Source organism: Streptomyces olivaceus, from assembly GCF_000721235.1.
GTDB lineage: Bacteria > Actinomycetota > Actinomycetes > Streptomycetales > Streptomycetaceae > Streptomyces > Streptomyces olivaceus.
The window spans coordinates 188,023-207,038 of sequence record NZ_JOFH01000015.1 but is presented as its reverse complement, the minus strand read 5'-3'; the positions used below and the strand labels follow the sequence as shown (position 1 = coordinate 207,038).

Annotated in this window: 12 protein-coding genes; 9 read left to right on the top strand and 3 right to left on the bottom strand. The window is 72.6% G+C overall.

What is annotated here, in order from left to right; translation table 11 throughout:
* Nucleotides 1-105 precede the first annotated feature (105 nt).
* Together IG94_RS0118625 and IG94_RS0118620 are read left to right on the top strand one after the other, a co-directional pair.
* Nucleotides 106-1,041, top strand: a complete 936-nt coding sequence (locus tag IG94_RS0118625; RefSeq protein ID WP_052410739.1) for an SMP-30/gluconolactonase/LRE family protein — start codon at nt 106-108, stop codon at nt 1,039-1,041.
* Nucleotides 1,038-1,967: a hydroxymethylglutaryl-CoA lyase gene (locus IG94_RS0118620; RefSeq protein ID WP_031037687.1), complete on the top strand. Its 930-nt coding sequence runs from the start codon at nt 1,038-1,040 to the stop codon at nt 1,965-1,967. The genes IG94_RS0118625 and IG94_RS0118620 overlap by 4 nt, the downstream gene beginning before the upstream one ends.
* A 178-nt stretch (nt 1,968-2,145) precedes the next feature.
* Here the strand turns inward: IG94_RS0118620 and IG94_RS0118615 are convergent, their stop codons facing one another.
* A complete protein-coding gene (locus IG94_RS0118615) occupies nt 2,146-3,063 on the bottom strand; it encodes a LysR family transcriptional regulator (RefSeq protein ID WP_052410738.1) in 918 nt (305 codons plus the stop codon).
* A gap of 262 nt (nt 3,064-3,325) precedes the next feature.
* Here IG94_RS0118615 and IG94_RS0118610 point away from each other — a divergent pair, with 262 nt between their 5' ends.
* Nucleotides 3,326-4,663, top strand: coding sequence for an MFS transporter (locus IG94_RS0118610; RefSeq protein ID WP_031037681.1), 1,338 nt, complete (start codon nt 3,326-3,328; stop codon nt 4,661-4,663).
* A gap of 63 nt (nt 4,664-4,726) precedes the next feature.
* Nucleotides 4,727-6,373, top strand: a complete 1,647-nt coding sequence (locus tag IG94_RS0118605) for an amidohydrolase (protein ID WP_031037680.1) — start codon at nt 4,727-4,729, stop codon at nt 6,371-6,373.
* Between the two features lie 57 nt (nt 6,374-6,430).
* On the opposite strand, the gene kdgD is transcribed toward IG94_RS0118605, so the two are convergent.
* Nucleotides 6,431-7,357: a 5-dehydro-4-deoxyglucarate dehydratase gene (kdgD, locus tag IG94_RS0118600; RefSeq protein WP_031037677.1), complete on the bottom strand. Its 927-nt coding sequence runs from the start codon at nt 7,355-7,357 to the stop codon at nt 6,431-6,433.
* A gap of 117 nt (nt 7,358-7,474) precedes the next feature.
* Complete coding sequence (locus tag IG94_RS0118595; protein WP_372459439.1) at nt 7,475-8,722, bottom strand: L-talarate/galactarate dehydratase; 1,248 nt, start codon at nt 8,720-8,722, stop codon at nt 7,475-7,477.
* A gap of 123 nt (nt 8,723-8,845) precedes the next feature.
* Between IG94_RS0118595 and IG94_RS0118590 the strand changes: the two genes are divergently transcribed.
* The 5 genes from IG94_RS0118590 to IG94_RS0118570 all read left to right on the top strand — a co-directional run bounded on the left by IG94_RS0118590 (nt 8,846) and on the right by IG94_RS0118570 (nt 18,992).
* Nucleotides 8,846-9,721: a LysR substrate-binding domain-containing protein gene (locus IG94_RS0118590; protein WP_031037671.1), complete on the top strand. Its 876-nt coding sequence runs from the start codon at nt 8,846-8,848 to the stop codon at nt 9,719-9,721.
* 468 nt (nt 9,722-10,189) lie between these two features.
* Nucleotides 10,190-11,527, top strand: coding sequence for a gluconate:H+ symporter (locus IG94_RS0118585; protein ID WP_031037667.1), 1,338 nt, complete (start codon nt 10,190-10,192; stop codon nt 11,525-11,527).
* 49 nt (nt 11,528-11,576) lie between these two features.
* Nucleotides 11,577-12,911, top strand: a complete 1,335-nt coding sequence (locus tag IG94_RS0118580) for an enolase C-terminal domain-like protein (protein WP_031037663.1) — start codon at nt 11,577-11,579, stop codon at nt 12,909-12,911.
* Nucleotides 12,912-13,226: 315 nt separating this feature from the next.
* A complete protein-coding gene (locus tag IG94_RS0118575; RefSeq protein ID WP_031037660.1) occupies nt 13,227-14,822 on the top strand; it encodes an alkaline phosphatase D family protein in 1,596 nt (531 codons plus the stop codon).
* Between the two features lie 255 nt (nt 14,823-15,077).
* Nucleotides 15,078-18,992 (top strand): glycoside hydrolase family 2 TIM barrel-domain containing protein, encoded by a 3,915-nt coding sequence (locus tag IG94_RS0118570; RefSeq protein ID WP_031037657.1) that lies wholly within the window; start codon nt 15,078-15,080, stop codon nt 18,990-18,992.
* Nucleotides 18,993-19,016: the final 24 nt, after the last annotated feature.

Below are 19,016 nucleotides of genomic sequence, written 5' to 3'. Positions count from 1 at the left end.
CTGCACCGCGCCGTCGGCCGAGCCGCGCCGAGCCGCGCCGAGCCGCGCCGGGCGGCAGCCGCCGCGTCCCTCGTCCCGAGCCCGACAACGCCCACGGAGCCGCACATGACCACCCCATCCGGCCGGGCGGCCGCCCCCACGGCCACCGCCCGCACCGTGCTCGACGGACTGCACTTCGCCGAGTCACCGAGCGTCGGACCCGACGGCGCGCTCTACGTCTCGGACTTCTACGACCACGCGGTGCTGCGGATCGACCCGCGGACCTGGCGGGCCGAGCCCTGGGCCGAGGTGCCGGGCCAGCCCTCCGGCCTCGGCTGGCTGCCCGACGGACGGCTGCTCGTGGTGTCCATGCGGGACCGCAGGCTGCTGCGCCGCGAGGCCGACGGCACCCTGGTCACCCACGCCGACCTCGCCGCCGCGACCGCGGGCGCCGCCAACGACATGTACGTCGACGCCGAGGGGCGGGCCTGGGTCGGGGACTTCGGGTTCGACTTCTACGGGCTGCTGCGCGGCGACCCCGAGGCCGACCCGCTCTTCGGACCCGACGCCGATCCGCCGACCGCCCGGCTGACCCGGGTCGATCCGGACGGCACGGTCACCACCGTCGCCCGGGGCCTGCGCTTCCCCAACGGCACGACCCTCCTGCCGGACGGGACGCTCGTCGTGGCGGAGACGGTCGGCGGCTGCCTCACCGCCTTCACGGTCATGGAGGACGGCGAACTGACCGGACGGCGGATGTGGGCGGACCTGTCGTCGGCCGGCCCCTCGGGCGACCGCATCCTCCCGGACGGCATCGCGTACGCGGGCGACGAGCGGGTCTGGGTCTCCGACCCCACGGCGGGCGGGGCGTCGCGCGTCGCCCGGGGCGGCGAAGTCGACGCGCGCGTACGCACCTCGCAGCCGTGCTTCGCCGTCGGAGTGCTGCCCACCCGCCCCGCCACCGTCGTCTGCTGCACGGCCGCCACCTCCAACCCCACCACGGCCGCCGCGCACCGCACCGGCCGCATCGAGACCGCCCACGTACCGGAGGCCGCCGGATGAACCGCTACGGCATAGACCCGCTGCCGGGGCTTCCCGCGCGCGTCACCGTCTGCGAGGTCGGCCCGCGCGACGGGCTGCAGAACGAGTCGGAGCCCGTACCGACCGACATCAAGGCCGAGTTCGTGGAGCGCCTCGTCGACGCGGGCCACCGCGTCGTCGAGACCACCGGCCTCGTCCACCCGCGCTGGGTGCCCCAGCTCGCCGACGCCGAGGACCTGTTGCGCCGCGTCGAGCGCAGGCCGGGCGTGCGCTATCCGGTGCTGGTCCCCAACCGGCGCGGTCTGGACCGGGCCCTGGACCTGGGAGTGGAGGACATCGCGGTCTTCGGCTCGGCCACGGAGAGCTTCGCCAAGGCCAACCTCAACCGCACCGTCGCCGAGTCCCTGGAGATGTTCGCCCCGGTCGTCGCCCGTGCGCGCGGTGCCGGGATGCGCGTCCGGGGCTACCTGTCCATGTGCTGGGGCGACCCCTGGGAGGGCGCGGTGCCCCTCGCCCAGGTCGTCTCGGTGGCCACCCGCATGCTCCGGCTGGGCTGCACCGAGCTGAGCCTCGGGGACACCATCGGCGTCGCCACCCCCGGCCGCGTCGCGGCCCTGCTCGACGCGCTCACCGCCGCCGGCGTGACCGCCGACCGGATCGCCGTGCACTTCCACGACACCTACGGGCAGGCCCTCGCCAACACCCTCGTCGCCCTGCGGCACGGTGTCACGACCGTCGACGCCTCCGCCGGCGGCCTGGGCGGCTGCCCCTACGCGAAGTCCGCCACCGGCAACCTGGCCACCGAGGACCTGCTGTGGCAGCTGGAGGGGCTCGGCATCCACACCGGCGTGGACCTCGGCAGGCTCGCCGAGACCAGCGCGTGGCTCGCCACCCGCCTCGGCCGCCCCAGCCCCGCCCGCACGGTCCGTGCCCTCACCGGAACCTGAGCCGCCGCCCCGGACCGGCCACGGCCCGCGAGGAGCGCGCCGGTGCCGGCGGAGGCCACTCACCGCGGCGCGGGACGCCCTCACGGCGGCGCGCAGTACGCCCACCGCGCCGCGGAACACGCCCACCGCGGCGCGCCACGCACCCATCGCGGCGGCGAACGCGCGCACCCCGCGTGGGTCACCCGGCGTCCGGAGGCTCCGCCCGGCTCCCCGGCTTCCGGCCGCCGTCGTTGGCCGTCAGCCAGTGGGACAGTTCGCGCAGCGCGGCCTCGATCTCGGCGTGCGCGTAGTGGTCGGGGTCCCACCCCGCGTACAGGGAGATGGCCAGCGGACGCCCCAGGACGGCCAGCGTGCGGGCGCACAGGTCGAACTGCGGATGGTCGACGACGACACAGACGCCGTGGCCCGCGGCCGCCAGAGCCTGCGCCATCGCCTCCGACTGCGGTTCGAAGGCGGGCCGCAGCGGGGTGCCCTGCTCGTACAGGGCGGTGTCGAGGGTCCGGCGCACCGCACTGGCCCGGCCGCTGACGATGACGGGGTGGCCGAGCAGACCCGCCAGCTCCAGGTCGCCGCCCTCCTCGGCCAGGGCGTGGCCGCCGGGCATCTGGACGCTGATCCGGCGACCGCCGCCCAGACGCCGCGCGGCCATCCCGCCGGGCGGCGGACCGGTGGAGATGCCGATGTCCACCTCACCCGCGGTCAACCGGTCGTAGACCTGGTCGGGCTCGCACCCGCGGGCGTCGGAGAAGGGGCCGCCGAGTTCCGCGACGAACGGCGCCATGACGTGGGTGATGGTCGAGGCGGGGCAGGCCACCCGCAACCGCAGCGGGCTCTGCCCCGAGACGGCCCGGAGCAGTTCCGTGCCACGGGCCGCGCGCAGGGTGAGGTCGCGGGCGACGGGCACGAAACGGCGTCCGGCCGCCGTGAGTTCCACCCCCGCCGGGGTCCGCCTGAGCAGCTCCGCGCCCAGTTCCCGCTCCAGGGAGCGCAACTGGCGGGAGACGGAGGGCTGGGCGACGTGCACCCGCGCGGCGGCGGCCGTCATCGAGCCGGTGTCGACCACGGCCAGGAAGTACCGCAGCACCCGTAGTTCCATCGCTCCTCCTCACGCCTCGCGTCACGGGTCCTCCGTCACGCCCGCGCCATGCCTCGAACGTATGGCTGTGCAGCTCAGAAGGTACTGGACCGTATGGCCGGTCGGCCACGAGACTGTGGCGGACCGGACAACGCCGTTCGAACGGGCACCCGCAGTGCCGCGGTCGGCGCAGGGCCTCCAGGGCGACAGGACCCAGGCCCCCTCCTCGCGCCGCGCACACAGGCCGAATCCACCGGTACCGCCGCTCATCCCCGGAGTTCCCATGCCCCAGAGCACCACCTCCGCCGGCCGCAACGCCAGACGCGCCACCACGGCCTCGTTCATCGGCACCGCCGTCGAGTGGTACGACTTCTACATCTACGGCACCGCCACCGCCCTGGTCTTCGGCAAGCTCTTCTTCCCGGGCGCCGACGCCGCCGCCGGCACCCTCGCGGCCTTCGCCACCTTCTGGGTCGGCTTCCTCGCCCGCCCCCTGGGCGGCCTCATCTTCGGTCACATAGGTGACCGGGTCGGACGCAAGAACGTACTCGTGACCACCCTGGTGCTGATGGGCACCGCCACCACCCTCATCGGTCTGCTGCCCACCCACGCGAGCATCGGCGTCGCCGCGCCGGTCCTGCTGGTGCTGCTGCGGGCCGTCCAGGGCATCGCGGTCGGCGGCGAATGGGGCGGCGCCGTCCTGATGGCCACCGAGAACACCGAGCAGAAGCGCCGCGGCGTCGCGGGCATGTGGGTGCAGCAGGGGTCACCGGCCGGGTCCATCCTGGCCACCCTCGTGTTCATCGCGGTGGGCCACCTGCCCGACGACGCCTTCATGTCGTGGGGCTGGCGCGTGCCCTTCCTGCTCTCCGCCCTCCTGGTGGTCATCGGCCTGGTCATCCGGCTGAAGGTGACCGAGTCCACCGACTTCCGGGCCGCGAAGCAGCAGGAGGAAGCCGCCCCGAAGATCCCCGTGGTCGAACTGCTGCGCACCTCGTGGCCCCTGGTCCTGCTCGGTGTCGGCGCCAGCGCCATGGGCATCTCCTCCGCCTACTTCACCAACACCTTCGTCCTGTCCTGGGCCACCAGCGACCTGGGCGTGGACCGGCAGACCATGCTCGACATCCTGCTCGTCCTCGCCGTCATGCAGTTCCTGTGGCAGCCCCTCGCGGCGCTGCTCGCCCAGCGCGTGGGCGCCGTCCGGCTGATGGCGGGCGCCCTGATCGCCAACATTCTCGTCGCGGTGCCGATGTTCCTGCTGATCGCCACCCGCGACAGCGTCCTGATCGGGGTGGGACTCGCCCTGGGCGTGCTGACCGGGTGCAGCTACTACGCGCTGCTCGCCGGCTTCCTGTCCCAGGCCTTCCCCGTCCGCGTCCGCTACACGGGAGTGTCGCTGGCCTACCAGCTGTGCAGCACCCTCATCGGCGGCTCCACCCCCTTCGTCGCCCAGTGGCTGCTGACTCGGGGCGGGAGCCACTGGCCGGTGGTCGGCTACTACATCGCGCTCCTGCTGCTGACCACGGTCTGCGTGCTGGCCCTGGCCCGCTACCGCGCCGCCCGCGGCGACGACCGGGGGACCGGTGCTCGGGAGGCCGAAGGCCTGCCCACCGTCGCCTGACCGGGACCCCGCGCCCCCGCGACCCGCCGTCGTCGTACCACCCCCCTCTTCCCTAGGACCCTCATGCACCTGGACGCGCTGTTCACCAACGGCCGCTTCACCACGCTCGACGCGAGCCGCCCCACCGCCCACACCGTCGGAGTCTTCGCGGGGCGCGTCGTCGGGCTCGACGACGAGGTCGCCGGATGCACCGCCGACCGCGTCCACGACCTGCGCGGCGCCCCTGCGGTCCCCGGCTTCAACGACGCCCACCAGCACCTGAGCATGCGCGGCCGCCGGCTCCTCCAGCTCGACCTGCACACCGGGACGGTCCCCACTCTCGACGCCCTCTACGCGGCGGTCCGCGAACGGGCCGCCCGGCTGGGCCCCGACGAATGGCTCTTCGGCGCGGGCTACGACCAGAACAAGATCGGCGCCCACCCGACGGCCGCGGCCCTGGACGAGGCGGCGCAGGGGCGCCCGGTATGGCTGGAGCACGTCTCCTGCCACATGGGCGTGGCCAACACGGCGGCCTTCGCCCGTGCGGGCTTCACCGACCGCACCGGCGTCCCCGACGTCGACGGCGGGCACGTGGAGCGCGACGCCGGCGGCCGGGCGGCCGGCCTGCTCCAGGAGACGGCCCAGCACCTGGTCACCCGGGCGTTCCGCCCCACTCCCGTGGACTCGATCGTGGCCGCCATCGCGGCCGGCAACGACAAGGGGGTGACGGAGGGCATCACCAGCGTCACCGAACCGGGCATCGCCGCGGCCGACCACGTCGGGCACGGCCCGGCCGACCTGCACGCCTTCCACCGCGCCGTGGAGGAAGGCGTGCTGAGTATCCGGACCACGGTCATGCCGTACATGACCGTCCTGCACGACGCGGGGCCCGCGGGCGGCGGCGACACCTGGTTCGGACTCGACACGGGGCTGCGGAGCGGGTTCGGCGACGACCGCCTGAAGATCGGCGCCACCAAGATCGCCACGGACGGCTCCCTGATCGGCCGCTCCGCGCACATGTGCTGCGGCTACCACGACGAGCCCGACAACTCCGGCTTCCTGCTGTTCGACGAGGACCGCCTGCACCACATGATCAACGAGGCGCACCGGTGCGGCTGGCAGGTCGCCGCCCACGCGATCGGCGACGCGGCCATCGACGTCGTCCTGGACGCCTTCGAGGCCGCCCAGGCCGCGCATCCGCGCCCGGACGCGCGCCACCGCATCGAGCACTTCGCCGTCGCCTCCGACGAACAGGTCCGCCGCCTGGTCGCCGGCGGTGTCGTCCCGGTACCGCAGGGGCGTTTCGTCTCCGAGATCGGGGACGGCATGATCACCGCGCTGGGCCCCGAGCGCGCCACCCGCTGCTACCGCATGCGCAGCCTCCTGGACGCGGGAGCCGTCCTGCCCGGCAGCAGCGACGCGCCGGTCGCGCACGGCAGCCCCCTGCTCGGCATCCACGACATGGTCAACCGCCGCACCGCCGGCGGTGCCCCCCTGGCGCCGGCCGAGGCGGTCACCGCCGAACAGGCGCTGTACGCGTACACGGTGGGCTCCGCCTACGCCGAGCACGCCGAGGACCGCAAGGGACGGCTCGCCCGCGGCATGCTGGCCGACTTCGCCGTCCTCTCGGACGACCTGCTGGCCGTCGACCCGGGCCGGATCGGCGCACTGTCCGTCGGGGCGACGGTGATCGGCGGCCGGGTGGTCCACGACGCCGGCGCCCTGGACTGACCGGACCGGCCGCCGCACCGGCGGACGGTACCCGGTCCGTGTCATCCCGTCATCCCGTCACCGCGAGCCGGCGTGCACCCCGGCCACCAGGGCCGAGAGCTCCTCGTACTCCTGCGGGGTCAGGTCCGTCAGCGGCGGCCGGACCGGGCCCGCCGGGTGGCCGGTGGCGGTCATGCCGGCCTTGACGATGCTCACCGCGTAGCCCGCCTGCCGGTTGCGGATCTCCGTATACGGCAGCACGAAGTCCGACAGCATCCTGGTCACGTCGCTCTGGCGCAGTTCGCGTACGGCGGCGTAGAAGTCCAGGGCGAACTCCGGCAGGAAGTTGAAGATGGCCGAGGAGTACGTGGACACGCCCAGCTGGAGGTAGGGCAGCGCGTAGGTCTCGGCGGTGGGCAGGCCCCCGATGTAGGCGAGGCGGTCGCCGAGCCGGGCGTGGACGCGGGTGATGGTGTCGATGTCGCCGACGCCGTCCTTGTAGCCGATCAGGTTCGGGCAGCTGTCCGCGAGGCGGGCGACGACGTCGGCGGAGTAGACCGCGTTGGCGCGGCTGTAGACGACCACGCCCAGGGACGTGGCCCGGCACACCGCCTCGACGTGCCGCGCGAGACCCTCCGGCGAGGCTTCGGTGAGGTACGGCGGGAAGAGCAGGATGCCGTCGGCGCCCGCGCGTTCGGCGGCGGCGGCGAACTCGACCGCGGTGGCGGTGCCGTAGCCCGCCGGGGCGAGGATCGGGGTGCCCTCGGGGGCGCTCCGGACCGCCGCGGTGACGACCCGCTCGACCTCGGCCGGAGTGAGGGAGAAGAACTCGCCGGTGCCGCCGGCCGCGAAGAGGCCGCCGACGTCGTACGTGCCGAGGCGGACGATGTTCTCGCGGTAGGCGTCCTCGTCGAAGGAGAGGTCGTCGCGGAAGTGGGTGACGGGGAAGGACAGCAGCCCGGAGCCGATGCGGCGGCCGAGTTCTGCCGGGGAGAAGGACGTCATGGGACTGCTCCTGAGTCGGGGGAGGGGCGGCGCGGGCGGCGCGGCTGTCCGTGTCGGCGCCGCCCGCGCCGGGTTCCGGGGTGAGTGGTTCCTGCGGGGTCGGCGGGGCCGGCCGGGTCAGGGACGGGCGCCGGCCTCGTGCGTGGCGACTGTCCAGGCACGGGCCTGGTCGCTGAGGGTGAAGCCGAGACCGGGCCGGTCGGAGACGTGCATGCGTCCGTCGCGGATCTCCAGGCGCTCGTTGAACAGGGGTTCCAGCCAGTCGAAGTGCTCCACCCACGGCTCGATCGGGTAGGCCGCGGCCAGGTGCAGGTGGATCTCCATGGCGAAGTGCGGCGCGAGCTGGAGGTGGTGGTGCTCGGCGAGGGCGGCGAGCTTGAGGAACTGGGTGATGCCGCCGATGCGGGGCGCGTCGGGCTGGATGACGTCGGCGGCGCCGTGGCGGATCAGCTCCATGTGCTCGGCGACGCTGGCGAGCATCTCGCCGGTGGCGACGGGGGTGTCCAGGGAGGCGGCGAGCGCGGCGTGGCCCTGGGCGTCGTAGGCGTCGAGGGGTTCCTCGATCCAGGTGAGTCCGAAGGGTTCCATGGCGCGGCCCATGCGCTGCGCGGTGGGGCGGTCCCACTGCTGGTTGGCGTCGACCATGAGCGGTACGCCGTCGCCGACGTGCTCGCGCACGGCGGTCAGGCGGGCCAGGTCGTACGTCCCGTCGGGGTGGCCGACCTTGAGCTTGATGCCGCCGATGCCGCTTTCGAGGGAGGCGGTCGCGTTCTCCAGGACCTGTTCGGTGGGCGTGTGCAGGAAGCCGCCGGAGGTGTTGTAGCAGCGCACCGAGTCGCGGTGCGCGCCGAGGAGCTTGGCCAGGGGCAGGCCGGCCCGCTTGGCCTTCAGGTCCCACAGGGCGACGTCGAAGGCGGCGACGGCCTGGGTGGCGAGGCCGCTGCGGCCCACCGAGGCACCGGCCCATACGAGTTTGGTCCACAGCCTGCCGATGTCGCTGGGGTCCTCGCCCAGCAGGTTCTCGGCGATCTCCCTGGCGTGGGCGAACTGGCCCGGCCCGCCGGCCCGCTTGGAGTAGCCGAAGCCGATGCCCTCGTGTCCCTGCTCGGTCGCGATCTCGACGAAGAGGAAGGCGACCTCGGTCATCGGCTTCTGGCGGCCGGTGAAGACCTTCGCGTCGCTGATCGGCGTCGCCAGCGGCAGCGTCACCGAGGAGAGGCGGAGCCAGGAGATCCGGTCGAGGGTGGCCGCGCCCGCGGTCTGCGAGCCCGCGGTGTGCGAGCCCGCGGCCTGCGCGGTCGCGGGTGCGGTGGGGGATGCGGGAGAGGGTGCGGTGGGGGGTGTCGTGTTCGTCGTGCTCACCACTTCGTGCGTCGCGTCCGTACGCCGTGTGCCCCTGGAGGGGAGGCGGTCACCGCAAGACGCTACGGTCGCGAATGATTCACGTCCAACATAGTTTTTGGATCTACTCATACCTGGAGCGCATCAGTGTTCACCCTGGCCCAGCTGACGAGCTTCGTGGCCGTCGCGGAAGAGCTGCACTTCACCCGTGCCGCGGAGCGGCTGAGCATGACGCAGCCACCGCTGAGCCGGCAGATCCAGCTGCTGGAGAACGAGCTGCGCGTGCAGCTGCTCGACCGGACCAACCGCACGGTGCGGCTGACCCCGGCGGGCCGGGCGTTCCTGGTGGAGGCGCGCCGCATCCTGCGCCAGTCCGAGCACGCCGCGCTCGCCGTGCGCCGGGTCTCCACCGGTGAGGTCGGCGCGATCGCCGTCGGCTTCACGGCCGCCAGTTCCTACTCGGCCCTCGGCGACCTCCTCCACACCGCGCAGGCGGCCCTGCCGGGCGTGGAGATCCAGCTCCAGGAACTCGTCACCCGGGACCAGCTCAAGGCTCTCGGGGAGGGCTCCCTCGACCTCGGTCTGGTACGGCCCATGAGCACCGGGGCCGACCTGGTCTCGCGCCCCGCGGTGCGGGAGGGCCTGCTGGCCGCGCTGCCCGCCGGACACCGGGCGGCCGGGGGACGGGGCCCAATGCCGCTGGGGGAGCTGGCGGGCGAGGACTTCCTGATGTACTCGCCGATCGAGGCCCGCTACTTCCACGAGCTGCTGGTCGGCATCTTCCGCGCCGTCGACGTCCGCCCGACGTTCACCCAGTACCTCGCGCAGGTGCACAGCATCCTGGCGCTGGTCAGCGGCGGCTGGGGCATCGCCCTGGTGCCCGAGAGCGCGTCCCTGATGCGCTACGGCGGCATCGTCTTCCGCGAGGTCGTCCTGCCGGACCCGAAGCCCGTCGAACTCAACCTGGTGTGGCGAAGCGCCAACGACAACCCCGCGCTGGACGCGCTCCTGCGGCATCTCTGACATCCGCCCCGACACCCGTCGACATCCGCCCGACACCCGTCCGCCACACCGCCGTCATGCGGGATCACGCCACGGTCATTCAAGAAAGGTATTGCAAGCAACAAAATTCGACATAGACGTGCATCGCAACGGTCCCTACGGTCATCTCAGCCACCGCATCCGTGGCTCGGCCCACACGCGGCGCCGCTGCCGCTTCCCCCAGGCCCAGGAGATCGACCATGCCCGCTCCAGCCCGGCAGGACGAGCCGGCCGCCGCCGCGACCGACGGCGGCCGAGCCCAGGCCACGACCGCCACCGGGACGCGGCACAGACGCTGACGGCGTCGCCCGCCACACTCCCGCCACCCCCCGTCTCCACGCCGGGCCCTCCAGCCGTTCCGCACGCCCGAGCCGCCCGATCCCGAGCCGCCCGGCACGTGCCCCGTCCGAAGGCCCGGCCGCCCGTCCCACAGTTCAAAGGGGAGCTGACATGCCACTTGTCGTAGTCGGAATCAGCGTGCTGATCCTGCTGTTGCTGATGACCCGGCTGAAGCTCAACGGCTTCGCGGCGCTGCTCCTCGTGGCCGTGGGCGTCGCCGTGGTGCAGGGCATCCCCGTCGCGGAGATACCCGACGTCCTCTCGGAGGGCATCGGCGGCCAGATCGGCGACACCATGCTCGTCATCGGGCTCGGCGCCATGGTGGGCCGGATCATGGGGGACTCCGGTGCCGCCCAGCGCATCGCCGGCAAGATGCTCGACGCCTTCGGGCAGCGCGGGGTGCAGGTCGCCATGGTGGCCACCTCGATGCTCATCGGCGTGACCATGTTCTACGAGGTCGCCTTCATCATCATCGTGCCCATCGCCTTCACCCTGGTCCGCGTCACCAGGGCGAACCTGCTCTGGGTCGGGCTGCCGATGTCGATCGCCCTGTCCACGATGCACAGCTTCCTGCCGCCGCACCCCGGCCCCACCGCCGTCGCCGCGACCTTCCACGCCTCCGTCGGACTGACCCTGTTCTACGGCCTGTTCATCGCCGTCCCGATCGGCGCGTTCATCGCGCTGCTCTGGCCGCGGCTGCCGTTCGTCCGGGCCATGTCGCCCTCCGTACCCAAGGGCCTGGTCAGCGAGCGCGAGTTCACCGACGAGGAGATGCCCGGCCTCGGCTGGTCGCTGCTCGTCGCGCTCTTCCCCGTCGTCCTGATCGCCGGTGCCGCCGTGGTCGACATGGCCGACTCCGACGAGACCCCGCTGCTGCACACCATCGCGTTCCTCGGCTCCGCGCCGGTCGCCCTGCTGCTCACCCTCTGCCTGGCGGTCTGGGCCTTCGGGCCGCGGATCGGCCGGAGCCTCGCGGACGTCAGCGCCTCCTGCACCTCGGCCGCCCAGGCGATGGCGATGATCCTCCTGGTGATCGGCGCGGGCGGTGCCTTCAAGAACGTCCTCGTCGAGGGCGGCATCTCCGACTACATCAAGGACGTCACCGGCGGCTGGTCCGTCTCGCCGATCATCCTCGCCTGGCTCATCGCGGTCATCCTCCGCATCGCCCTCGGCTCGGCGACGGTCGCTGTCGTCACGGCCTCCGGCGTGGTGCTGCCCCTGGTCGCCGGCGGCGGGGTCAGCCCCGAGATCATGGTGCTCGCCGTCTCCTGCGGGTCCATCGCCTTCTCGCACGTCAACGACCCCGGCTTCTGGCTCTTCAAGGAGTACTTCAACCTCTCGGTCACCCAGGCGATCAAGGTGCGCACGAGCTACACGACGGTGCTCTCGGTCCTCGGCCTGGGCGGTGTCCTCATCATGGAGCAGATCGTCGACGGCATCGGCCTGTGACCCCCGCCGCACCCCCGAACCCCGCCGCACACAAGGAGTCCGAAGGAACATGACCACGAGCCAGCCGACCGTCACCGGGTTCGCCGTCTACCCCGTCGCGGGCCGCGACTGCATGGAACTGAACCTCTCCGGCGCCCACGGCCCCTACTTCACCCGCAACGTCGTCGTCCTGACGGACTCGGAGGGACGCACCGGTCTCGGCGAGGTGCCGGGCGGCGAGAAGATCACCCGGACCCTGCGCGACGCCGAGTCCCTGGTGGTCGGCGCGAAGGTCGGCGACTACAAGCGCGTCCTGCGGGCGATCGGCGACCGCTTCGCCGACCGGGACTCCGGCGGTCGCGGCGCGCAGACCTTCGACCTCAGGACCACGGTGCACGCCGTCACCGCCGTCGAGTCGGCGCTCCTGGACCTCCTCGGCCAGCACCTGGACGTGCCGGTCGCCGCCCTCCTCGGCGACGGGCAGCAGCGCGACTCGGTGCGCGTCCTCGGCTACCTCTTCTACGTCGGCGACCCCGGCCGCACGGACCTGGAGTACGTCCGCGAACCCGACGCGGACACCGCCTGGTACCGCGTCCGGCACGAGGAGGCGCTGACCCCCGAGGCCGTCGTCCGCCAGGCCGAGGCCACCTACGACCTGTACGGCTTCCGCGACTTCAAGCTGAAGGGCGGTGTCCTCGACGGCGCCGAGGAGGTCCGGGCGATCCGCGCGCTCAAGGACCGCTTCCCCGAGGCCCGCGTCACCCTCGACCCCAACGGTGCCTGGTCGCTGCGCGAGGCCGTCGAGCTGTGCGGACCCCTGGTCGGCACCCTCGCCTACGCCGAGGACCCCTGCGGCGCCGAGGGCGGATACTCCGGACGCGAGGTGCTCGCCGAGTTCCGCCGCGCCACCGGCCTGCCCACCGCCACCAACATGATCGCCACCGACTGGCGCCAGCTCACCCACGCGCTCGCCCTGCAGTCGGTCTCGATCCCGCTGGCCGACCCGCACTTCTGGACCATGCAGGGCTCGGTGCGCGTGGCGCAGCTGTGCAACGCGATGGGCCTGACCTGGGGCTGCCACTCCAACAACCACTTCGACATCTCGCTGGCGATGGTCACGCACTGCGGAGCGGCTGCGCCCGGTGTCTACAACGCCCTGGACACCCACTGGATCTGGCAGGAAGGCCTTGAGCGGCTCACCGTCGCGCCGCCGCGCATCGTCGACGGCGAGATCGCCGTGCCGGACGCCCCCGGACTCGGCGTCCAGCTGGACATGGACCGCCTCCTCGCCGCCCACGAGCTGTACCGGACCAGGGCCCTGGGCGCCCGCGACGACGCCGCGGCCATGCGCTACCTGATCCCCGACTGGCAGTTCGACGCCAAACGCCCCTCCCTGGTCCGCTGACCAACACCGGAAGAGCCGTCCGGAGACGCGCCGCTGCGGGCAGGCGTGCCGCCCGAGCTGCGGGCAGTCGTGCCGCTGGGGCGGCACGGGTGGGCGCAGCGGCACCCCGCAAGCGCCGGGCCGCGCGACCCACCCCCGCCCCGCACCCACGCCGGCCACCACCCGGCCGACGCCCCCCGCCCCGTTCAACGCAGCCCCCGTCAAACCCCAGTAAGGACATGTATCGGTCAAGCGCGAGCCACAAAGGCAGAAGCCGCGGTTCACCCCGCCGCGTTTGCCTGGTGGTCGTCCGGCCGTCCGTCCTCTGGAGGTTCGATGACCCCGCCGCGCATCAGCTCCCCGAACACCCTGAAGAGAAGGGGATTCCTCGGCATCGCGGGCGCCGCCGGCGCCGGTGCCGTGCTCCTCACCCCGGGCGCCGCCCCTCTCGCGGCCGCCGCCCCGGCACGCGTCCCGGCCGACCCCTTCCGGCTCGGAGTCGCCTCCGGCGACCCGCTTCCCGACGGCGTCGTGCTGTGGACCCGCCTCGCACCGAAGCCCCTGGACGACGACGGCGGCATGCCGCAACGTTCCGTCGCCGTGCGCTGGGAGGTCGCCCTCGACGAGCGCTTCCGCAAGATCGTCCGGCACGGCGTCGAGCACGCCGTGCCCGCCGAGGCGCACACCGTCCACGCCGACGTACGCGGCCTGCGCCCCCACCACGAGTACTACTACCGCTTCCGGGCCGGCGACGAGGTCTCGCCGGTCGGACACACCCGCACCGCCCCCGCCCCCGGCACCTCGCCCACCGTCGACTTCGCCTTCGCCTCCTGCGCCAACTGGGAGCAGGGCCACTTCACGGCGTACCGGCACATGGCCGAGGAGCGCCCCGACGTCGTCTTCCACCTCGGCGACTACCTCTACGAGTACGCCGCCGGCGTCAACGGGAAGGTGCGCACCCACCACGGCGACGAGATCAACACCCTCGCCGAGTACCGCGCGCGGCACGCCCAGTACAAGACCGACCCCGACCTCATGCTGCTGCACGCCACCGCGCCCTTCGTCGTCACCTGGGACGACCACGAGACGGACAACAACTACGCCGGCCTCACCCCGGAGAACGGCGACGCCGGCCAGGGCAACGACACCACCGCCCACTTCGCCGCCCGCCGCCGCGCCGCCTACCAGGCGTACTGGGAGCACATGCCGCTGCGCCGCTTCCGCAAGCCGGTCGACACCGCGCTGCCCCTCTACCGGCGCCTGGAGTACGGCTCCACCGCGACCTTCAGCGTGCTGGACAGCCGCCAGTACCGCACCGACCAGCCCTACGACGACCAGTGGCAGGTCGGCGGTCCCGACCAGTGGGACCCGAAGGCGACCATCCTCGGCGCCGAGCAGCACGCCTGGCTGGAGCGGAGCCTGTCGCGCTCCCGCTCGGCCTGGAACGTGGTCCCCCAGCAGATCTACTTCGCCAACTGGGACGCCGTCGCCGGCCCGGACGACGCCGGCTACAACGACGGCTGGGACGGCTACCGCGCCTCCCGCGACCGGGTCCTCGGCTACGTCGAGGAGCGCCGCATCGACAACTTCGTCGTCCTCACCGGCGACGTGCACAACAACTGGACCAACGACCTGCGCCGCGACTTCGAGCGGCCGGAGACCCGGGTGCTGGGCAGCGAGTTCGTCACCACCTCGATCACCTCCGGGGGCGACGGCTCGGCCACCAACGACCCCGGCCAGGTCTACTGGGACGAGAACCCGCACACCAAGTACTACAACGCGCGCCGCGGCTACGTGCGCTGCTCGGTCTCCCGGGACCGGTACACCGCCGACTACCGGGTGGTCGACTACGTCACCCGGCCCGGCGCGCCGGTGCGCACCGACAAGTCGTTCGTGATCGAGTCGGGGGTGGCGGGCGTGCAGGACGCCTGACCGCCGCCGGGCGCGGGCTTCGGGAGCGACCGCCGCGCGACCAGGGGCGGACCGGTGCACGTGCGGCCAGGGCGGACCCGTTCACCAGGAACGAACAAACCCCGACGGGATAATTGATTCGGTTGTGTTGGGGTCCTACGGTGACCCTGACCCAGTAGTCGCCGCGTCACCGGCAGTTGTGATTTCCCCCAACGTCAACTGCTGTCCCAGCACCGTGCGTTGAGCCGCCCCCGAAGCCCACGGAAGGCCACGGTCATGCCGCACTCGCCCGTGTCACCCGCCGGATCCCCTCTTCTCCCCTCCCGCCCGGTCGTCAGCCGCCGCCGTCTTCTGGAGGGCGGTGCCGCCGTCCTCGGCGCCCTCACCCTGTCCGCGTCTGTACCGGCGTCCGCGGCCGGACGCCGGGCCGCGGCGGAGGCCGCGACCCCCGAGTGGAACGACTTCGACGTCTTCCGGGTCGGCACCGAGCCGCCGCACACCACGCTCACGCCGTACCCGGACGTGAGAGCGGCGCTCGCCGGCGACCGCGCCGCCTCGCCGTACCGGCTCAGCCTCGACGGCAAATGGAAGTTCGCCTACGCCGACCGCCCCGAGGACCGCGACCCCGACTTCCACCGCACCGACACCGACGACGGCGACTGGGACACCATCCCCGTCCCGTCCGTGTGGCAGCTGCACGGCCACGACTTCCCGATCTACCTGAACATCACCTACCCCTACTGGGGCCCCAACGGCCTCGGCGAGGAACCGCAGCCGCCCGCCGCGCCGACCCGCTACAACCCGGTCGGCCAGTACCGGCGCACGTTCACCGTCCCCGGGGACTGGACCGGCCGCCGCACCTTCCTGCACTTCGAGGGCGTCAAGTCCGCCCACTACGTGTGGATCAACGGCACCCTGGCCGGCTACGACGAGGACTCCTACACGCCCTCCGAGTACGACATCACCGACCACCTGAAGCCCGGCACCAACCAGATCGCCGTCGAGGTCTACCGCTACGCCGACGGCGACTGGCTGGAGGACCAGGACATGATCCGGCTGAGCGGCATCTTCCGCTCGGTCCACCTCTACTCCACCCCCGCCGTGCACCTGCGCGACTTCCGCCTCGACACCCCGCTCGACGACACCTACACCGACGCGGAGCTGGCCGTCACCGCGAGCGTGCGGGCCTACGGCGAGGGCGGCACCGGCCGCTACACCGTCGAGACCCAGCTCTACGACGCCCGCGGCCACGCCGTCTGGCCCCGGCCGCTGGAGCAGCCCGTCGACGTCGGCGGGGCCGGCGCCGGTGAGGACGTCACCGTACGGGCCGCGAAGGCCGTGCCGAAGCCCCGGCTCTGGTCGGCCGAGCACCCGAACCTCTACACGGCCGTGCTCCGCCTGCGGGACCCCGCGGGGAAGGTGACGGAGACCCTCTCCCACCGGGTCGGCTTCCGCGAGTTCGCGCTCAAGGACGGACTGATGCGGATCAACGGCGAGCCCGCCTCGCTGCGCGGCACCAACCGCCACGAGATGCACCCGGCCCGCGGCACCGCCCTCACCCGCGAGGACATGGTCGCCGACATCAAGATCATCAAGCGGATGAACATGAACAGCGTCCGCACCTCGCACTACCCGAACAACCCGTACTGGCTGGAGCTGGCCGACGAGTACGGCCTCTACCTCGTCGACGAGACCAACCTGGAGACCCACGGCATCAACGGCGAGTACCCCGGCGACCACCCCGACTGGACCACCGCCTGCGTGGCCCGCGCCCAGAACATGGTCCACCGCGACAAGAACCACGCCTCGGTCGTCATCTGGTCGCTGGGCAACGAGGCGGGCGGCGGCAGCACCTTCAACGCCATGCACGACTGGATCAGCTCCTACGACACCACCCGCGTCATCCAGTACGAGGGCGACGACAGCCCCGGCATCAGCGACATCCGCTCCAACATGTACGACACCCCGCAGCGCGTCGAGCAGCGGGCGGCGGACACCTCCGACACCCGGCCGTACGTCATGATCGAGTACGCCCACTCGATGGGGAACTCGACCGGCAACCTCAAGAAGTACTGGGACGTCGTGCGCGCCCACGACGTGCTCCAGGGCGGCTGGATCTGGGACTTCGTCGACCAGTCCCTCCACACGCCCGTGCCCGCCCGCACCCTGCTCACCGAGGAGGGACCGGCCGGCCTGCGCGGCGAGATCCTCGCCACCCGCGGCACCCTCGACCGGGACAAGGGCCTGTCCGGCATCACGGTCTTCGAGCGCGACGACAGCCTCGACCTCACCGGCTCCCTGACCCTGGAGGCCTGGATCACCCCGCACGTCACGGGGTACCACCAGCCGATCATCGCCAAGGGCGACACCCAGTACGCGCTCAAGCAGAACGGCCGGACGCTGGAGTTCTTCATCCACTCCGAGGGCCAGTGGATCACCGCGACCTGGGGCGTGCCGGACGACTGGACCGGCCGCGAGCACCATCTCGCGGGCGTCTTCGACGCGGACGCCGGCACCCTCACCCTGTACGTCGACGGCACGGAACGCGCCACCCGCACCACCGACCGGCGCCCCAGCAGCAACACCGCGCCCCTCGCGCTCGCCACCGACGCCGACAACCAGGTCCGCGAGTTCAGCGGCACCGTCCGCCGCGCCCGCGTCTACGCCCGCGCCCTGACCGCCGCCGAACTGGCCTCGGACGGCCGCGGCCCCGGCGACGACGGCGTGCGGTTCTGGTTCGACGCCGCGAGCGTGCGGAGCGAGAAGAAGCGGCCGGACGACAAGACCTTCCTCGCCTACGGCGGCGACTGGGGCGACAACCCCAACGACGGCGCCTTCGTCGCGGACGGCATCATCACCGCCGACCGCCGCCACACCGGCAAGGCCGCGCAGGTCAAGCGCATCTACCAGGCCGTCAACGCCACCCGCGCCGCAGGCGGCGGCCCCGGCGACGTCACCCTCGTCAACGAGTACCTCTTCACCCACCTCCGCGAGTTCGACGGCCACTGGGAACTCGTCGCCGACGGGAAGGCCGTACGGCGCGGGAAGCTCACCCGGGACCAACTGGACGTCGCGCCGGGCTCCAGCAAGCCGATCACCGTCCCGGTGCGGCTGCCCGACGACCCGGACCCCGGCACCGAGTACTTCCTGGAGCTCTCCTTCACCACCAGGGAGTCCACCCCCTGGGCGAAGGCGGGCTTCGAGGTGGCCCGCGCCCAGCTGCCCGTCGCGTCCGCCGCCCCCGCCGTGACCCCCGCGCGCCTGCGCAGCGTCCCCGCCCTGCGTCACGAGGAGCGCGACGGGGACGTGAAGGTCACCGGCAAGGGATTCTCGGTCACCGTCGACCGGCGCACCGGCACCATCACCTCCTACGAGGCGAAGGGCACCCGCCTGCTCACCTCCGGGCCGGTGCCCAACTTCTGGCGGGCGCCCACGGACAACGACAAGGGCAACGGCCAGCACACCCGCAACCAGACCTGGCGCGACGCGGGAGCCCGCCGCGAGGTCACGGACGTCGCCGTGCGCGCCCTCGGCGACCGCGCCGTCGAGATCAAGGTCACCGGCACCCTGCCCACCACCGCCGAGTCGGCGTACTCCACCACGTACACGGTGTTCGGCAACGGCGAGATCAAGGTCGACAACACCCTGCACCCGGGTGCCGCGAGCCTGCCGTACCTTCCCGAGGTCGGCACGATGCTGTTCCTGCCGCGCGGCCTGGACCGCGTGCACTGGTACGGCCGCGGCCCCGAGGAGAACCACTGGGACCGCAACGACGGCACGGACGTCGGCCTGTACTCCGGGACCGTCGCCGAGCAGTGGACCCCGTACATCCGCCCGCAGGAGAACGGCAACAAGACGGACGTCCGCTGGATCGCCCTCACCGACCGCCACGGCACGGGCCTGCTCGCCTCCGGCGAACCCCTGATCGAGGCCAATGCCTCCTTCTTCACGCCGGAGGACCTGTCGGCCGGTGTGCGGCACGACTACCAGCTCACCCCGAGGGACGAGGTCGTCCTGCGCCTGAACCACCGCCAGATGGGCGTCGGCGGCGACAACAGCTGGGGCGCGCACACCCACGACGAGTTCAAGCTCTTCGCCGACCGGGACTACGCGTACACCTACCGGCTGCGCCCCATCACCGACGTCCGCGACGCGACGCGCGCGTCGCGGCGGCCGACGGCCACGGAGTAACCGGGCGGGAGACAGAAGACAGCG